Source organism: Caulobacter sp. GW821-FHT10C03 (assembly GCF_059415485.1).
Map to the genome: position 1 here is coordinate 73,745 of NZ_JBWKNI010000018.1, position 16,046 is coordinate 89,790.

The 16,046-nt window shown below is 69.4% G+C and carries 18 protein-coding genes; 6 read left to right on the forward strand and 12 right to left on the reverse strand.

The features are described 5' to 3' along the window. Positions 1-85 precede the first annotated feature (85 nt). Entirely contained in the window at positions 86-1,210 is a 1,125-nt protein-coding gene (locus tag AC07NG_RS20180) for an acyltransferase family protein (RefSeq protein WP_494595938.1), read from the reverse strand. A gap of 191 nt (positions 1,211-1,401) precedes the next feature. Here AC07NG_RS20180 and ygiD point away from each other — a divergent pair, with 191 nt between their 5' ends. Then, positions 1,402-2,172 carry a 4,5-DOPA-extradiol-dioxygenase gene (gene ygiD / locus AC07NG_RS20185; RefSeq protein WP_492855033.1) on the forward strand — a complete coding sequence of 257 codons (771 nt, stop codon included), beginning with the start codon at positions 1,402-1,404 and terminating at the stop codon, positions 2,170-2,172. A 178-nt stretch (positions 2,173-2,350) separates the two neighbouring features. Here the strand turns inward: ygiD and AC07NG_RS20190 are convergent, their stop codons facing one another. Next, positions 2,351-3,052, reverse strand: coding sequence for a DJ-1/PfpI family protein (locus AC07NG_RS20190; RefSeq protein ID WP_492855034.1), 702 nt, complete (start codon positions 3,050-3,052; stop codon positions 2,351-2,353). 98 nt (positions 3,053-3,150) lie between these two features. Between AC07NG_RS20190 and AC07NG_RS20195 the strand changes: the two genes are divergently transcribed. Next, complete coding sequence (locus AC07NG_RS20195) at positions 3,151-4,092, forward strand: GlxA family transcriptional regulator (RefSeq protein ID WP_492855035.1); 942 nt, start codon at positions 3,151-3,153, stop codon at positions 4,090-4,092. 118 nt (positions 4,093-4,210) lie between these two features. Here AC07NG_RS20195 and AC07NG_RS20200 read toward each other — a convergent pair whose 3' ends face one another. Further along, positions 4,211-4,762, reverse strand: coding sequence for a DUF1003 domain-containing protein (locus tag AC07NG_RS20200; RefSeq protein ID WP_492855036.1), 552 nt, complete (start codon positions 4,760-4,762; stop codon positions 4,211-4,213). Positions 4,763-4,907: 145 nt separating this feature from the next. Here AC07NG_RS20200 and AC07NG_RS20205 point away from each other — a divergent pair, with 145 nt between their 5' ends. Then, the gene (locus AC07NG_RS20205; protein WP_110120140.1) at positions 4,908-5,090 is read left to right on the forward strand and encodes a YegP family protein; all 183 of its coding nucleotides are present in this window, start codon (positions 4,908-4,910) and stop codon (positions 5,088-5,090) included. Between the two features lie 85 nt (positions 5,091-5,175). Beyond that, on the forward strand, positions 5,176-5,973 hold the full coding sequence (locus tag AC07NG_RS20210) for an SDR family oxidoreductase (RefSeq protein ID WP_494595941.1): 798 nt from the start codon (positions 5,176-5,178) through the stop codon (positions 5,971-5,973). Here AC07NG_RS20210 and AC07NG_RS20215 read toward each other — a convergent pair. Beyond that, on the reverse strand, positions 5,936-7,036 hold the full coding sequence (locus AC07NG_RS20215; protein ID WP_494595943.1) for a cell wall hydrolase: 1,101 nt from the start codon (positions 7,034-7,036) through the stop codon (positions 5,936-5,938). The genes AC07NG_RS20210 and AC07NG_RS20215 overlap by 38 nt on opposite strands. Positions 7,037-7,406: 370 nt before the next feature. Between AC07NG_RS20215 and AC07NG_RS20220 the strand changes: the two genes are divergently transcribed. Beyond that, positions 7,407-7,619, forward strand: coding sequence for a hypothetical protein (locus AC07NG_RS20220; RefSeq protein ID WP_494595945.1), 213 nt, complete (start codon positions 7,407-7,409; stop codon positions 7,617-7,619). A gap of 170 nt (positions 7,620-7,789) precedes the next feature. On the opposite strand, the gene AC07NG_RS20225 is transcribed toward AC07NG_RS20220, so the two are convergent. After that, on the reverse strand, positions 7,790-8,170 hold the full coding sequence (locus tag AC07NG_RS20225) for a YybH family protein (RefSeq protein WP_110120869.1): 381 nt from the start codon (positions 8,168-8,170) through the stop codon (positions 7,790-7,792). A 72-nt stretch (positions 8,171-8,242) separates the two neighbouring features. On the opposite strand from AC07NG_RS20225, the gene AC07NG_RS20230 reads away from it, so the two are divergent. Next, positions 8,243-8,794 (forward strand): GNAT family N-acetyltransferase, encoded by a 552-nt coding sequence (locus AC07NG_RS20230; RefSeq protein ID WP_494595947.1) that lies wholly within the window; start codon positions 8,243-8,245, stop codon positions 8,792-8,794. Here AC07NG_RS20230 and AC07NG_RS20235 read toward each other — a convergent pair whose 3' ends face one another. From AC07NG_RS20235 to AC07NG_RS20265, 7 genes are all read right to left on the reverse strand, one after another. Beyond that, positions 8,795-9,085 (reverse strand): type II toxin-antitoxin system RelE/ParE family toxin, encoded by a 291-nt coding sequence (locus tag AC07NG_RS20235; RefSeq protein WP_494595949.1) that lies wholly within the window; start codon positions 9,083-9,085, stop codon positions 8,795-8,797. It lies immediately after the preceding gene. Beyond that, positions 9,082-9,336, reverse strand: a complete 255-nt coding sequence (locus tag AC07NG_RS20240; RefSeq protein WP_494595951.1) for a ribbon-helix-helix protein, CopG family — start codon at positions 9,334-9,336, stop codon at positions 9,082-9,084. The genes AC07NG_RS20235 and AC07NG_RS20240 overlap by 4 nt, the downstream gene beginning before the upstream one ends. A gap of 33 nt (positions 9,337-9,369) precedes the next feature. Then, positions 9,370-11,433 (reverse strand): cell cycle histidine kinase CckA, encoded by a 2,064-nt coding sequence (gene cckA / locus AC07NG_RS20245; protein ID WP_494595953.1) that lies wholly within the window; start codon positions 11,431-11,433, stop codon positions 9,370-9,372. A gap of 172 nt (positions 11,434-11,605) precedes the next feature. Then, entirely contained in the window at positions 11,606-12,688 is a 1,083-nt protein-coding gene (gene flhB / locus AC07NG_RS20250; RefSeq protein ID WP_110120871.1) for a flagellar biosynthesis protein FlhB, read from the reverse strand. 9 nt (positions 12,689-12,697) lie between these two features. Continuing rightward, entirely contained in the window at positions 12,698-13,453 is a 756-nt protein-coding gene (fliR, locus tag AC07NG_RS20255; protein WP_110120872.1) for a flagellar biosynthetic protein FliR, read from the reverse strand. 13 nt (positions 13,454-13,466) lie between these two features. After that, a complete protein-coding gene (fliQ, locus tag AC07NG_RS20260; RefSeq protein WP_110120873.1) occupies positions 13,467-13,730 on the reverse strand; it encodes a flagellar biosynthesis protein FliQ in 264 nt (87 codons plus the stop codon). A gap of 632 nt (positions 13,731-14,362) precedes the next feature. Further along, positions 14,363-16,036 carry an alkaline phosphatase family protein gene (locus AC07NG_RS20265; protein ID WP_494595955.1) on the reverse strand — a complete coding sequence of 558 codons (1,674 nt, stop codon included), beginning with the start codon at positions 16,034-16,036 and terminating at the stop codon, positions 14,363-14,365. Positions 16,037-16,046 lie beyond the last annotated feature (10 nt).

Genomic DNA, 16,046 nt, shown 5'->3' on the forward strand with positions numbered 1-16,046 from the left:
TCGACAGTCCGCCCCTCCCGCCCTTGCGGCTGATAGAGGGTTTACCGCCAAGGGCGGGAATGACGGGAGAATAGGGAGAGCGCTTCTAGCGCCCCCTGCCCCGCACCCACGGCATGATCCGGTCCTGCACCGGCTGGTCGATGAAGGTGTGGAACACCCAGGCAGCCCCGATGGCCAGCGGGAAGCCGGCGATCCACATCAGCCATTGCCAGCCGATGCCGATCGGCACGCTGTCGATCAGCTTGTGCACGGCGCTCCAGTAGATCACGCCGACGAGGATGTGGGTGATGAACAGGGCGAAGGAGAGCTTGGCGCCCTCCTCGATCCAGGCCTGGGGATGCTTCACCGGCAGGCGGCCGGCGCCGAGGATGATGGCCGCCAGGCACACCAGGCTGGGCAGGTCGAAGCGGCCGATCAGCTGCAGGATCACCAGGCCCGCGCAGCCCAGGGTCAGCAGGGTCTTGGCGGCCTTCTCCGTCGGCCAGTTCAGCTCGACCGCCCGCGCCAGGCACAGGCCCAGCAGGAACAGCGGCAGGGCCCGCAGCACGCCGATGCGCAAGGGCAGGTCCGACAGGCCGATCGACACCTCCGAGAAGCCGAAGCCGTTGGTCTGGCGCGAGGCCACGTCGAAGGCGACCACCACGGCGGCGGCCAGCACGATCGGCAGCCACGGCCGCCGGGTCAGGTTGGCGGCGCGCCAGAACCACGGGAACAGGGCGTAGCAGACGATCAGCGCCGACAGCGACCAGCTGGGCAGGTTCCAGCCGTCGCTGTTGAAGCCCCAGGCGTGCATCAGCATGGCCTGCAGCGGCAGCTGGTCCCAGGCGAAGCGCGAGGGCTTGTGGGCGTCGGTGCCGATGACGTTGAGGGCGAAGACCAGGCCCGCCATGGCGGCCAGCACCATCAGGTGGCCCGGCCACACCCGCGCCGCGCGGCGCAGCCAGAACTGGAAGTGGGTGATGCGGCCCGAGATCGCCGACGGCCCGTAGGCGCGGCCCAGCACGTAGCCCGACAGCATCAGGAAGAAGTCCGTGGCCAGATAGCCGCGCGCGAACACCGGGTGGAAGCGCTCGATGCGCAGCGGGCTCTCGGCGCCGAAGTGGTAGACCACGATCAGCAGGGCGGCGACCAGGCGCAGAAGGTCCAGCGCGCCGCCGCGAGTAGCCGGGCGGGGGGCGTGGACGACGGGTGACGCGACTGGTGGCGCCACGGGGGCGACTCTGGGGGCGGCGTCGGCCGGGGGGACCGACTCCGAGGATGACGACGGACTGCTCACGCCCGTGGCCTTAACAAAGCCGAGCCCCGGGGGGAAGCGGCGGAAGGTCGCGCTGGACGTCCTTGACCCGCGATGGGCGAGCGCCCATCTGTAACCGCACAAGTATCTAATTGGACTTCGCCGCCATGACCCGCATGCCCGCCCTCTTCATCGGCCACGGCTCACCGATGAACGCCATCGAGGACAACGCCTGGAGCCGCGCCTGGGCGCAGCTGGGCCGCGACCTCCCCCGCCCCAAGGCGGTGCTGATGGTCAGCGCCCACTGGGAGACCATGGGCGGCACGGCGCTGAGCGCTTCGGAGCGTCCGGAAACCATCCATGACTTCGGCGGCTTCCCCCAGGCGCTGTTCGACGTGCAGTACCGTGCGCCGGGCGATCCGGCCCTGGCCGCCCGCGCCGCCGAACTGCTGTCGCCCCAGCGCACCGTGCAGCACCCGACCCGCGGCCTCGACCACGGCGCCTGGAGCGTGCTGCGGCCGATGTATCCCGACGCCGACGTGCCGGTGGTGCAGGTCAGCCTGGATCGCGGCCAGAGCGCCGCCTGGCACTACGAAGCCGGCCGCCGCCTGGCCGCCCTACGCGACGAGGGCGTGCTGATCATCGGCAGCGGCGACATCGTCCACAATCTGCGGGCCGTGAACTTCCGCACCGGCGAGACGCCCGACTGGGCGCCGCGCTTCAACGAGACCGCCAAGGCCCTGATCGCCTCGGGCGACCACCAGCCGCTGATCGACTGGGAAGGCCTGGGCGAAGACGCTGCCCTGTCGATCAACAGCGCCGAGCACTACCTGCCCCTGCTCTACGTACTGGGCGCGCAGCAGAAGGACGAGCCGGTGTCGTTCTTCGCCGACGACGTCTTCGCGGCGATCTCGATGACGGGCGTGCAGGTGGGTTAGCGCCTCTCCACCCCTACTTTCTTCCCGTCATTCCCGCCCCTGTGGCGGGAACCTCTCTGTCAGCCGCAGGTGAGAGCGAGGCGGCGTGCTGAGCACGCCGCTTGCACCGCCCGTGCGGACGGAAGCAGGGTTTCCCGCCACAAGGGCGGGAATGACGGGAGTTCAGGGGACGGCTTGCTCAAGCCGGAACCATCTCCCCCTTCAGCTTCGCCGCCGCGGCCACGGCCGCCGCCACCCGCTCGTCCATGCCGTTGTCGTAGATGCGCCGCACCCGGGCCAGCACCTCCGGCGGGGCGAGTTCCGGCCGGCCCGATTGGAACGGCGGATCCGGCGCGTACTCCACCGCCAGCTGGATGGCCTGGGCCACGCCCGGGCCGGCGATCTCGGCGACCAGGGTCAGGGCGAAGTCGACGCCGGCCGTCACTCCGCCGCCAGTGACGAAGCGGCCGTCGCGGGCCACGCGGCTCTCGTCGGGGATCGCGCCGAACAGGGCCAGCTGGTCGCGCCAGGCCCAGTGGCAGGCCGCCCGCTTGCCCTCCAGCAGCCCCGCCGCCGCCAGCACCAGTGAGCCGGTGCAGACGCTGGTGACGTAGCGCGCGCTCCAGGCCAGCCGCTTGACCTGATCCAGGAACGCCGCGTCGCCCATCGCCTGGGTGACGCCGAAGCCGCCGGGAATGCAGAGGATGTCGCACGCCTCGATCTGGTCGAGCCGCGTCAGATGAGCGAAGATCAGGCCGTCGGCCTCGACCTCGCCGCCCTCCAGGCTGGCGACGGTGATCTTGGCGCCCGGCAGGCGCGCCAGGATCTGGTGCGGACCGGTGAAGTCGAGATGGGTCACGCCCGGAAACAGGGCGAAGACGATGCGGATCTGGTCGGTCATGGAGAGCCCTCCTCATTTGACGACCAAGGGTCTCCCAGGTAGCGTTCGGCGGAAATGACGGAGATCCCTCGATTTCCGCCATCATTCGGGGGAATACGATGCCTCGCGCCGTCGGCATGCTGGTCTATCCCGGCTTCCAGCTTCTGGACGCCGCCGGCCCGATCTCGGCCTTCGAGATCGCCGCCCGCTTCGACCCCGGCGCCTACGGCCTGTTCCTGGTCTCCCGCGACGGCGGCTGGACGGCCAGCAGTTCCGGCACGGCCTTCGACACCCTGCCCTTCGACAAGGCCCCGGCCTTCGACACCCTGCTGGTCTCCGGCGGCGACGGGGTGAAGGCCCCAGCGACCTGCGAGACCACCCTGGCCTATGTGCGGCAGACCGCCCGCACCGCCCGGCGCACGGCCAGCGTCTGTTCGGGAACCTACGTCCTGGCCGCCGCCGGCCTGCTGGAAGGCAAGCGCGCCACCACCCACTGGAGCCGCACCAAGGATTTCCAGCGCCGCTTTCCCGGCGTGCGGCTGGAGGCCGACCGCATCTGGGTGCAGGACGGCCCGATCTGGAGCTCGGCCGGCATCACCGCCGGCATCGACCTGGCCCTGGCCATGATCGGCGCGGACCTGGGTGAGGCGATCGCCAAGCGCACGGCCCAGCAGCTGGTCGTCTATCATCGCCGTCCGGGCGGCCAGTCGCAGTTCTCGGCCCTGCTGGAGATGAAGGGCGGCCGCTTCGATCCACTGCTGGCCTGGGCCCGCGAGAACCTGGCCCGCCCCCTCACCGTCGAGGAACTGGCCGAGCGCGCCGCCATGAGCCCGCGCAACTTTGCCCGCCTGTTCACGGCCGAGACCGGCGCCACGCCCGCCAAGGCCATCGAGCGCCTGCGTGTCGAGGCCGCCCGCGCCCTGCTCGACAGCGCGCCCCTGCAGGTCGAGGACATCGCGCTGGAATCCGGCTTCGGCGACTCCGAACGCATGCGCCGCGCCTTCATCCGCGTCTACGGCCAGCCGCCCCAGGCGCTGCGGCGCGCGGCGAAGGCGGGGTGATCTCCCCCACTCCGTAAAATCCCCGCGAAAGCGGGGACCCAGGCTTTTTCTGCAACCCGCCGTGCTCGACGATAAAACACCTGGGTCCCCGCTTTCGCGGGGATTTTACGGGAGAGGGTTAGCCCCGCAGCGCCCTGACCTCGGCCCGCAGCTCGTCCAGACACAGCGCATTGGCCCGCGCCATCTCCGACAGCTCGGCCACCCGCAGGGCGTCGAGCTTGTCGTGCAGGCGCATGATCTCCAGCTCGGCCCGCAGGTTGACGACATAGTCGTGCTCGGCCGCCTCGCGATCCTTCGTGGCCTGGCGGTTCTGGCTCATCATGATGATCGGGGCCTGGATCGCCGCCAGGGTCGACAGCACCAGGTTCAGGAAGATGAAGGGATAGGGATCGAAGGCCTTGTGGAACGGCATCAGGGCCAGGTTCAGGATCACCCAGGCCGCCAGGATCGCCGAGAAGCTGCCGATGAAGCCCCAGGAGCCGCCGATCGCCGCCACCTTGTCGGCCAGCCGCTCCCAATAGGTGCCCTCCTTCTCGCGCAGGCTCGGCGCGACGGCGGTCGGGGCCTCGGCGGCGATCAGGTCGATGACGCTGCGCTGGACTTCGGTGAGATCGCCATAGGACACGCCCAGCAGGGTGCGCGACAGGTGGTCCAGTTTTTCGGCGCTCATCGAGATCCCGTCCGCTTGGTGCAAGCGGCATCATCCGGCGCCCCGAGCGTCACGGCAACGCGGTTGACACCAACGCATCCGGAGCGCGAGGCTCCCATCCGTCGGCTGGCCGACCAACGGCCCGCCATCATCGTGGGAGTTCCAGATGGCCCATAAGTTCGTGATCAAGAAGAACAAGGCCGGCGAGTTCGTCGCCTACTTCGTCTACAACAGCGAGAACATCTTCTGGACCGAGGGTTATTCCTCGAAGGCCGGCGCCAAGAACGCCATCGAGTCGATCAAGAAGAACGGTCCGCCGGCCGAGACCGACGACCAGAGCGACGACTGATCCCCCTAAAACTCCAAGTCATCTTGACCCCTCCCCGTCGGTCGCTGTCTGATCGGCGATAATCAACAACGACGGGGAGACGGCCATGGCGGCGCGCAAGGCGATCTTCATCACCGGGGCGGCCAGCGGCATCGGCCTGGCCAGCGCCCGGCGCTTCGCCCGCGAAGGCTGGCTGGTCGGCCTGTCCGACATCGACGAGACGGGCCTGGCCCGCGCCCAGGCCGAGATCGGCGTCGACGACGCCTCGGTCCACCCGCTCGACGTCCGCGACCGCGAGGCCTGGACCCCGGCGCTCCAGGCTTTCACGAGCCGTTCGGGCGGACGGATGGACGTGCTGTTCAACAACGCCGGCGTCGCCCGCTTCGGGGCCTTCGCCGAGATCGATCCCGAAGGCGACGACCTGATGCTGGCGGTCAACATCCGCGGCGTGATCAACGGCGCGCGGGCCGGCCTGCCGTTCCTGAAGGCGACGCCCGGCGGCGGGCGGCTGCTCAACATGGCTTCGTGCGCGGGGATCTACGGCGCGCCGGGCCTGGCGGTCTATTCGGCCACCAAGTTCGCGGTGCGGGGCCTGTCGGAAGCGCTGGACGCCGAGTTCGCGCCCCACGGCGTGGGCGTGGCCTGCGTCATGCCCTGGTTCGTCGAGACGCCGATCCTGCACAACTCCCAGCCGGGCAAGAACATCGACATGGGCGAGGAGCTGCGCAAGAGCGGCATGCCCGTCTACGGCGTCGACGAGGCGGCGCAGACGGTGTGGCAGGCGGCCCACGGCCGCGAGCTCTATTATCTGGTGGGGAAGCGGGCCAGGCAGATGCGGTTCATGGCCCGCCTGGCCCCCGGGTTCCTCAGGAACCGGCTCCGGTCGCAACCGCAACCGGCCTGACGTCGGACTTGTCGGCGCCGGTCTTGGTCGGATGCATGGCCGGGGCCGAAGCCGGCTCGGGGCCGACCTTTTCCGGACCGCCCATGCCGCCCTCGACCGTCTTGGCGACGGAAAGCGCGCTGGCGACATAGATAACCGACTTGCCGTCGGCCGTGGGGGCCTGCGGCAGGCTGGTCAGGACGGGCGCGTCGGGCAGGTCGTCCACCGTCGAGGGACGCGGCTGGCCGGTGAAGGCCCCCGGCGCGCCGGCGCGGCCGCCGAAACGATAGAACACGTGCATGCCGACCTGGGCGACGCGCATCAGGCGCGGACCCCAGTTGGGGGCGACGCCCGTGGTGTGGAAGTGGGTGGCCGAGCCGACCTCGGACATCACCGTGCCGGCCAGGGCGCGCGAGGCGACCTTCCGGGCCCGGTTCCAGGCGCCGCGCTCGTGCGGGCTGCGCATCGAGCCGTCGCAGGCGAAGCTGAACTGGCAGCCGGTGCGGGCGTAGGCGCCCTGGAACACGACGCCGCAGATCGACTTGGGGAACGAAGGGTGGCGTACGCGGTTTAATACGACTTGAGCCACCGCGGCCTGGCCGCTGGGCGTCTCGCCCCGGGCTTCGTAATAGACCGCCTGGGCCAGGCACTCGAGTTCGCGCGAGCTTTCGAGGGCGCTGGTCAGGTGGAACGGCGCGGCGGCCGGGCTGAACGCGCCGCCGAGGCTGGCGCGCAGCAGAAGCGGTTGGTCGTCGGACTTTTCGCCGCCGCTCTGAAGGCGGGCGGCGAGCAGGGAAGCTTGGCGATCGCGCTGGGCGTCGCCGGCGACGGTGTAGGGGTCATGGCGGCGGGCGATGGCGAGCGCCCCGGCGTCCATGCGAGACGCGGCCTGATGCAGCGCCGCTTCGGAATAACTTCCGGCGGCGCCGTCGGCCAGGCGCGTAACGCGAGCGTGCTGAGAGGCGGTCTGGGCCATGCCCCCCGCCAGATAGACGCCGCCCAAGGCCAGACCCGTGACGGATCCAACCAAAACGGCGCCGATCAGCCCGCGCGCGTCAGCGCACGTCTGCGACTTGATAAACAAAACTTGCGTCCTGCGCGACGAGGGCGCTCCGGCCCCCCGACAAAAACACTTCCAAGACACCCGGAAAAAGCACTATCGGGCCGGTCTGGAAGCGAGGTTCGACCGTTCGCAATAAGGTCGAGATCCTGCTTATGCCTCGCCTTATGACCGAACTATGACCGAGTCGCAAGCGCATGCTGCACTGCGGCATTGATTTTGCCCGGCTTTTTGGCTTCGCGCGCTATTAACACTTTGATTCACAGGAAAAACCTCGACGCGCGAGAAAACGCCGCAGCAGCGGGATTTTCGACGCGTTCGTTCCGCTCTGTCGGAACCCCGACCAAGCCTCACCGTTAACGGTCACAGTGAATTCCCCCTCGGAGACCCGCCCATGACCCGCCTGCCCGCCGTCGCTCCGCGCCTGGCCGCTATCCTCGCCCTGGCCGCGCTGACCTCGGCCTGCGGCCACAACATGGAACAGCGCGCGGCCACCGGCGCCATCGCCGGCGCGGTCGTCGCCGGGCCCGTGGGCGCGGTCGTCGGGGCGGGCGCCGGCGCCGTGGTGGACGCGGCCTCGAAGCCCGCACCGAAGAAGCGGCGCTAAAATCCTTCTCCCCTAGCGGGAGAAGGTGGCGGCCGAAGGCCGACGGATGAGGGGTCTCTCAAACACAAGACCCCTCGCCCAGCCTACCCGGGGTATGCGGTTTCGATTTCTGAGAGACCCCTCACCCGACCTCCTTCGGAGGCCACCCTCTCCCGCAAGGGGGAGAGGGATCAGGAGAGGGTCACGAACAGCTCGTTCTCGATCACCCACTGCCCGGCGATCTTGCGCCAGGTGGCCAGATACGTTCCGCTCTGGGTCGCGCCTTCGCCCTTCCAGGTCCCGACCCAGCGCCCGCGCTCGGCCGCCCGCGCGCCGTCGGCGTCGAGCTCGATCAGTTCGCTGGTGCGCACATAGGAGACGAAGTCGCGATCGGCGAACTGGCCGGCGAAGGCCTCGATGATCTGGTCTCGGCCCAGCAGCAGCGAGCCGTCGCCGGCGATCAGCTTGGCGTCCGGCAGGAAGAACGGGACCAGCCGGCCCGCGTCCTTGCCCGCGATCAGGCGGTTGGTGAGCTTGCGGCGGGCGGCGACGGCGTCCTGCGGCGAGGTCATGAACTTGCGGGTCCCCTAGTGCTGCAGGGCGATATAGGCTGCGCCGTCGCTCCTCCGCAAACCCGGACCCCGATGCCGCCCCTCGACGATATCGCCCCCCGCGCCTCCGCCCCGCCCGTCCTGGTCACCGCGCGGCTGACCCTGAGCCCGCCGCAGCTGTCCGACTTCGACGACAGCGTCGCCATGTGGGCCGATCCGGAGGTCTATCGCTATGTCGGCGGCCGGGCCTCGACGCGTGAGGAAAGCTGGGCCCGCCTACTGCGCGCCCGGGGCCTCTGGGCCCTGCTCGGCTACGGCTATTGGGCGGTGCGCGAGACCGCCACCGGCCGCTATGTCGGCGAGGTCGGCTTCGCCGACTTCCATCGCGACATCACCCCTTCCTTCGAAGACGTGCCGGAGATGGGCTGGGTGCTGGCCAGCCGCATGCACGGTCAGGGCTTCGGAACCGAGGCCGTGAACGCCGGCCTGGCCTGGGGCGAGACCCGCTGGGGCGCGGGTCCCGTCGTCTGCATCATCCACCCCGACAACGCCGCCTCCCTGGCCCTGGCGACCAAGACCGGCTTCGTCGAACAGACGCGCACCACTTACAAGGAAAGCCCGACGGTGCTGCTGCGGCGGGGGTGATCAGCCTTCGCGGTCTTCAAGCGTGTGGAAGATACGGAGCACGATGACCCGCTCGGGTTCGACGCGATACTGGATCACGTAGCCATCCCGGCCGAAGTCCACGCTGAGTTCACGCAGCTCGTGGACGAGCGGGCGCCCTCGCGACGCAAAGGTCTCCAGAGATCGAATGGCCGCCTTGATCGCGGCCGCAGCCCGCTCGGCGGCTTGAGGATTCTTGGCGGCCAGAAAATCGGCCAACCGTTCCAGGTCGCGTCGAACGGCAAGGGCCAGGACGACGCGGCGGCGGTTCAAGCGTTGCGCGCCCGCCGTTCGAGCACCAAGGCGTCAAGCTCCGCGAACGCCTCGTCGATCGTCATCGCCTCGCCGGTCCGATCGAAATCGTAGGCCCGCGCCCGCGCGATGACCCAGCCAGCCCCGCCATGGCTCTCCTGCTCCAGGAGCGCCCGTACATAGGCCTCGCGCGATACGCCGGCGTCGGCCGCCGCGGCGGTCAATCGCTCGGCGAGATCGGCGTCGACATCGAAGGAAAAGCCATCGGCCATGGCTCACCCTACCTCAAGCCTGGGCCGTTGTCCTCACGCCGCCTGAAGCTGCTGCTTCACGCGTTCGGCCAGGGTCTTGATGTCGATCGGCTTGGGCAGGAAGGTCACGCCCGTCTCGCCTTCCAGCAGGTCGCTGAACTCGGCCTCGGCATAGCCGGAGATGAACATCACCGGTGCGTTGCCCAGATAGCCGCGGGCCTTCTTGAGCAAGGTCGGGCCGTCGATGCCAGGCATGATCACGTCGCTGATCAGCAGGTCGATCTTGCCGGCGTTCTCCTCGGCGATGACCAGGGCCTCCTCGCCGTCGCTGGCCTCCAGCACCTCGTAGCCCCGGGCGCGAAGCAGTCGGGCGGCGACGCCGCGCACGGCGTCCTCGTCCTCGACGAACAGGATGCGGCCGGCTCCCGACAGATCGCGGGCGGCGCGGGGCTTGGGCGGCTCGGCGGCCACCACGGCGGCCGCGGCGGCCTGGGCCGGGGTCGGCTCGTGCACGGGCAGGAAGATGCGGAAGGCCGCGCCCTCGCCCGGACGGCTGTGGACGTGGATCCAGCCGTCGCTCTGCTTGACGATGCCGTAGACGGTGGCCAGGCCCAGGCCCGTGCCCTCGCCCACCGGCTTGGTGGTGAAGAACGGGTCGAAGATCTTGCCCATCACCTCGGGCGGGATGCCGGGGCCGTCGTCGCTGACCTCGATGAACGCCTGGTCGCCCTCGGCGCCGGGGAAGCCGAGGCTACGCGCCTCGTCCTCGTTGAGGCGCGCGGTGCGGATGCGGACGACGCCGCCGCCCTTGGCCGCCCGCACGGCGTCGCGGGCGTTGACGGCCAGGTTCATGACCGCCGTCTCGAGCTGACTCTTGTCGGCCCGCACCTGCGGCAGGTCGCGGCCGTAGTCGGTGATCAGCTTGACGTCTTCGCGCAGCAGGCGGCGCAGCAGGACCTCGAACTCCGAGATCAGCTCGCCCAGCTCCAGCACCTCGCGCTGGACGGTCTGCTTGCGCGAGAAGGCCAGCAGCTTGCGCACCAGGTCGGCGGCGCGCACGCCGGTCTGGCGGATCTCGTTGAGGCCTTCGTACGAGGGGTCGCCCACCGGGTGGCGGTGCAGCAGCTCGTCCAGGCGCAGCTGGATGGCGGTCAGCAGGTTGTTGAAGTCGTGGGCGACGCCCCCGGCCAGCTGGCCGATGGCCTGCATCTTCTGGGCCTGGGCCAGCTGCAGTTCGATCTGCTTCTGCTCCGACACGTCGATCAGATAGGCCACCAGCCGCCCTTCGGCGCGGTAGAGATAGAGGTGGGCGATGCGCGAGGGGTCGCGGGCCAGGCGCACCTCGAAGGGGCCGGCCTTGCCCTCGGCCAGACGGGTTTCGGCCTCGGTGCGCGACGGCGGGTCGATCAGTTCGCCCAGGGTCATGCCCGCGCGCACCGCGCCGGTCATGGCCGAGAGGGCCGGGTTGGCCTCGAGCACCTGAGAGTTGAAGGGGTCCAGCCCCTCCAGCAGGGCCGCGCCGAACGGCGAGGCGCCGGAGAAGGCGTCCAGAGCGCGCGGCGGCGGCGCGGCCTGGGGGATGGGAACGGCGACCGGCGGCAGCGGGGCGGCGACAGGCTCGACCGCGACGGGCAGGCGCACAAGCAGGCGGCCGCCGGCCACGCGGGCGGCGACGGCCGGGCGCTCCTGGCCGGCCAGCACCACCAGGGCCTCGGCGGTCTCGCCCTTGCGGGCCCGGGTCAGGGCCGAGAACAGGGCGGCGTCCTTGGGCAGGCGGCGGGCCTCGCCCATGGTGTCGCGCCAAGCCTGGTTGGCCACCAGGATGCGGCCGTCGGCGACGGTCAGGGCCGCCGGCTCGCCTAGCGCCTCGATGAAGCTGTCGGCCACGTCCAGGCCGTTGTCGTGCGCGGCCGAGGCGCGGATCGCCACCAGCCCCAGGATCGCCACGCCGGCGACGCCGGCCAGCAGCAGCAGGCCGGCCAGGGTGGCGGGTCCGGCGCTCAGGGCCGGGGCCGTGGCGAAGCCGGCGGCCAGGACGAAGAAGATCGCCGCGCCCCAGATCAGGGGGTCGGCGCGGCGGCGGGCCGCCGTCATGTCTTTCGCGGGCGTCTCGGCCATGCCGACCGAAATCCTTCTGCAACTTGGCGGGGACGAGGCCCCGACGATTCGTCCGGTAAGGATACTCCTTACGCGGCGCAAGAGCGCGTTCAGAAAGCAGGTCTCTGATTCTACGGCGGAAATGTGATGTCCCGATGATCCCGGACAAGCGCCCGGAGGGTCAGGCGGGCCATCAGTCGGCCCAGGCGCGCCGCTTGGCCTTCTTGTTGCTCATCACGAAGCCGATGACCTTGGCGACGGCCTCGAAATGCTCGGCCGGGATCTGCTGATCGATCTCGACGGCGGCGTAGAGGGCGCGGGCCAGGGGCGGATCCTCCAGCACGTGCACGCCGGACTCCTCGGCCAGGGCGCGGATCTTCAGGGCCAGCTCGTCGACGCCCTTGGCCACGCAGATCGGGGCCGGGGTCTCGCCCTGCTCGTACTTCAGCGCCACGGCGTAGTGGGTCGGGTTCATGACGACGACGGTCGCCTTGGGCACGGCCTGCATCATCCGCTGCCGCGAGCGCTGCATCTGGATCTGCCGGCGCTTGGCCTTGATGTGCGGGTCGCCATCCGACTGCTTGTGCTCTTCCTTCACCTCGTGAAGGGTCATGCGCATGCGCTTGTTGAAGCGCATGCGCTGCCAGAACCAGTCGAAGCCGGCGGTGACCAGCAGGAAGATCAGCACCGACCAGAACAGCTTCTTGCAGAGGTCGATGGCCAGCGGGAGCATGGCCGCCGGGTCCATGCCGACCAGGCCGATCACCTCCTTGGCGTCGGGCTTGAGCACGAACCAGGCGATGATGCCGGTGACGATGAACTTCACGGCCGACTTGGCGAACTGCATCAGGCCGTCCGGCCCGAAGATGCGGCCCAGGCCCTTCAGCGGGTTCAGCTTGGCGAAGTCCGGCTTCATCTTCTCAGCCGAGAACAGGAAGCCCGACTGGGCGATGTTGGCCGCGGCCCCCATGAAGCCCGAGACCAGCATCACCAGGATCAGCGGCGGCAGGGCCGCCATCACCACCTTCTTGGCGATCAGATTGGCCCCGCCCTCGACGTCCATCTGGCCGGCGTGGGCGATGAACGGCACCAGGGCCGAAACCAGGTCGCGCGCCAGCCAGCCGCCGGCGATGACCACGACGCCGAACGCGCCGGCCAGCGAGGCCAGCTGCGAGAAGTCGGGACTTTTGGGAACGTCGCCCTTCTTCCGGGCGTCCGAAAGTTTCTTCTGTGTCGGTTCTTCTGTCTTCGAGGCGTCGTCTGTGTCGTCAGCCACGGCGCCCTCCTAACTGAAGACGTTGAGCAGATCGCGGTAGCGATCGCTCCACACCATGGCGATGCCGCCCAACGAAAGGGCGAGCAACGAAAGACCCAGGATCACGCTGAGCGGCGAAGTGACGAAGAAGATCTGGAACTGCGGCATGACCCGCCCGACCAGACCCGTCGCCAGGTTGAAGACGATCGAGAACACGATCACCGGGGCGGCCAGCTGCACGCCCAGGGTGAAGCTCTGGGCCACGGTGCGCACGGCGAGGGCGGCGGCGTCGTTGACCGGCACGCTCTTGGTGAACGGGAAGAGGTCGTAGGACCGCGCCATCGCGGCGATGAACAGGTGATGCAGGTCGGTGGCCATGATCAGGGTCAGGCTCAGCATCGACAGGAAGGTGGCCACGGCCGTGCTCGACTGCACGCCCATCGGGTTGGTGGTCTGGGCGAACGACAGCGTGGTCTGCATCGAGATGATCTCGCCCGCCGTGGTCATGGCGCTCATGAACATCTTCAGCACCGCGCCGATCATCAGGCCGATCAGGATCTCGTGGATCAGCTGGCCGGCGAGGCCGCCCACCGTGGTCGGCAGCGGGCCGACGCCCTTGGCGACCGTCGGGGTGATGACCAGGGCGATCAGCAGGGCCAGGGCCAGACGGATGCGCGGCGACACGGCCGTCTCGCCGATGCCCGGCATCAGCATGAGCATGGCCCCGATCCGGGCGAAGACCAGACCGGCGACATAGACCTGAGCGGTCGTCGCGAAGCTGTCCACGCCCCGCCCTTCCCTACATCGCCGCGATGCGGGCGGCGATCTGGCGCATGAAGCCCGACATCAGGGCTCCCATCAGCGGCAGGCACAGCAGCAGCGCGATGAAGATGGCGACGATCTTGGGCGCATAGACCAGGGTCTGTTCCTGGATCTGGGTCAGGGCCTGGAAAAGACCGATGGCCACCCCGACCACCAGGCCGACGATCAGCACCGGCGCGCAAAGCTGCAAAGTCAGCCAGATCGCGTCGCGACCCACGTCGAGGACTTCGGCTCCGGTCATGAACGGGCTTTCTGCGGGCGCTCTGGACGGTTTTGGTACGGCCCGCACCATGGGCTCGACATGGTTAACAGGGAGTTAGGGACTGTTAACACGACGCCCCGTCCGATCGTAAGCCGGGCGCGGCGCATGGTCGCTGCGAGGTTGCCCCAGAGCGCGCCAGGGTTAGGCGTAGGCGGGTGATCCGCCCGGGCGCGCGCTCAAGTGCTGAAATCCAGGGCCTGCGACATCCCGCCACACGGGTTTACTTAACGGCGCCGCCCGATAGTTGCTGGCGAAACTATCCGATCGCGTACAGAATGCATCCATCAGTTGGGGAACTGTCATGCATTCTGAGATCAAGCTGCGCTGGTGGCAGCGCCACCCGTTCGTCGGCCTGGCCATAGGCTGGGCCATCATCGCCTTCATCGGCGCCGACGTGCTGGGCTTCGCCCTGCTTCGCTGAGGCTCTTGAAACGCCCTTCTCCCCTTGCGGGAGAAGGTGGCGGCCGAAGGCCGTCGGATGAGGGGTCTCTCAGACATGAGACGCCCCACCCGGCTTAGCCGCTGCACGCGGCTTCGATTTCTGAGAGACCCCTCACCCGACCTCCCTCCGGGAGGCCACCCTCTCCCGCAAGGGGAGAGGGCTCGGTTACTTAGCAATCGTGACCCGCGCCCAGCGGACGGCAGCGGCCGTCGATCGGGGTCGGAACCGGCACGCCGGTCACCGCCGCGATGGTCGGGGCGATGTCGACCGTCTCGATCGGCAGGATGCGCTCGCGGGCCTGCGCGCTCTTCCACCAGAACAGGATCGGCACGCGACGGTCATAGTCCCAGGGCGTGCCGTGGGTGGCGACATAGGTCGCCGCCGCCGTGGCCGGCACCAGGTTCGGCTTGAAGGCCACCAGGATGTCGCCCGAACGGCCCGGCCAGGCGCTGCGGCGCAGGCGCTCCTTGACGCTGATCGTGTCCGGCGGCGTGCCCTTGGCGACCGGCGGCGTGGTCAGCAGGTCGTTGATCTCATAGGCCTCGGCCACCTCGGGGCGGCCGCGCACCAGGGCCAGGGCCGCCGAGGCGACGCGGGCGCGTTCCGTGGCCGGCAGCACCTTCTTGTCGGCGCCGACGATCACCAGGGTGTCGATGCCGCCCGGCGCGATCACCGGGTCGTAGTCCAGCGCCAGATCGGTGCGCAGTTGGGCGTTCAGCCCCTTCAGCCAGGCCGAGGTGGCGATGCGGCTGACGTCGTAGCCCTCGTCGTGCAGGCGCTCGGGGAAGTCCGAACCGCCGTGGTCGGCGCTCAGCACCACCAGCACCTCGCCCTTGGCCTTCTCGATGCGCTTGAGGAAGGTGTCCAGGCGCGCGTCCAGGCGGCTGAGGTGATCGCACATCTCCGGACCGCGCGTGCCGTAGCGGTGGCCGATGAAGTCGGTGGCCGACAGGCTGACGGTCAGCACATCGACCTGCGGGCCGTCGCCCAGGCCGAACTCGTCGCGCAGGGCGGCGGCGGCCTCCAGGGTCACGGCGTCGGTATAGGGGCTGGCGGCTAGGTCGCGCAGGGTCTCGGCCTCGTTGGTCGGCAGCGGCCGCGGCAGCTTGGCGTCCCAGGTGCGGTCGCCCGTGGTCCAGGTCTTTTCGAGCGCGGCGCAGGCCTTGTTCTCGTAGGTCCAGACGAAGGGCTTCTTCTTCTGCTCGGCGGCCAGGCGCGCGTTGATCGCCGCCACGGGCGCAAGCTTGGTCGCCGCGTCCTCGCCGGGACGCACGAAGGTGTTGAAGCCGTAGCCGGCCTGGTACCAGAACGCGCCGTCGGCCTTGTGGCCGGCCATGGTGATCGCGCCGCGATCCTTGCCCGAAACGCCGTAGACGCGGCTGGCGGGCGACACCGCCTTCAGCCAGTCGCCATAGGTGCCGACCATCAGGTTCTTGTCGCTGACCGGGTCCTGGTCGGACGGCGCGGCCAGGGTCACCGAGGTGTCGAGCAGGCAGTACGACTTCTTGCCGGTCTCGGGGTCGTACCAGTTGTTGCCGACGATGCCCGTGCGGTTGGGATAGGCGCCGGTGAGCAGGCTGGAGTGGCCCGGGCAGGTCTCGGTCATGCCGTGCGACTGATAGCCGTTGGGATAGACCACGCCCTCGCGGCCCAGCTTGCCCAGGCCGCCCTTCCACTGGCCGCGCCACTGCTCGAACAGGTTGGCGCTGAACTGGTCGATGGAGATCACCACCACCAGCTTGGGATTGGGCTTCACCTGGTCCGCGGCCTGTGCCGGCTGGATGGCGAATAGGGCGGCGCCGGCCAGCGCCGACAGCGCCGCCGTGGAGGTAAGCTTGCTCATGGCGCGCAAC

Bases quoted from the DNA above. Each gene is read 5' to 3' on its own strand.
- AC07NG_RS20200 (WP_492855036.1), bottom strand. From the start codon at position 4,762: ATGAGCGCCGAAAAACTGGACCACCTGTCGCGCACCCTGCTGGGCGTG.
- AC07NG_RS20220 (WP_494595945.1), top strand. From the start codon at position 7,407: ATGACCCGCCTGCCCGCCGTCGCTCCGCGCCTGGCCGCTATCCTCGCC.
- AC07NG_RS20230 (WP_494595947.1), top strand. From the start codon at position 8,243: ATGCCGCCCCTCGACGATATCGCCCCCCGCGCCTCCGCCCCGCCCGTC.
- fliQ (WP_110120873.1), bottom strand. From the start codon at position 13,730: ATGACCGGAGCCGAAGTCCTCGACGTGGGTCGCGACGCGATCTGGCTG.
- AC07NG_RS20265 (WP_494595955.1), bottom strand. From the start codon at position 16,036: ATGAGCAAGCTTACCTCCACGGCGGCGCTGTCGGCGCTGGCCGGCGCC.
- AC07NG_RS20190 (WP_492855034.1), bottom strand. From the start codon at position 3,052: ATGACCGACCAGATCCGCATCGTCTTCGCCCTGTTTCCGGGCGTGACC.
- cckA (WP_494595953.1), bottom strand. From the start codon at position 11,433: ATGGCCGAGACGCCCGCGAAAGACATGACGGCGGCCCGCCGCCGCGCC.
- AC07NG_RS20210 (WP_494595941.1), top strand. From the start codon at position 5,176: ATGGCGGCGCGCAAGGCGATCTTCATCACCGGGGCGGCCAGCGGCATC.
- AC07NG_RS20195 (WP_492855035.1), top strand. From the start codon at position 3,151: ATGCCTCGCGCCGTCGGCATGCTGGTCTATCCCGGCTTCCAGCTTCTG.
- AC07NG_RS20205 (WP_110120140.1), top strand. From the start codon at position 4,908: ATGGCCCATAAGTTCGTGATCAAGAAGAACAAGGCCGGCGAGTTCGTC.
- ygiD (WP_492855033.1), top strand. From the start codon at position 1,402: ATGACCCGCATGCCCGCCCTCTTCATCGGCCACGGCTCACCGATGAAC.
- AC07NG_RS20240 (WP_494595951.1), bottom strand. From the start codon at position 9,336: ATGGCCGATGGCTTTTCCTTCGATGTCGACGCCGATCTCGCCGAGCGA.
- AC07NG_RS20225 (WP_110120869.1), bottom strand. From the start codon at position 8,170: ATGACCTCGCCGCAGGACGCCGTCGCCGCCCGCCGCAAGCTCACCAAC.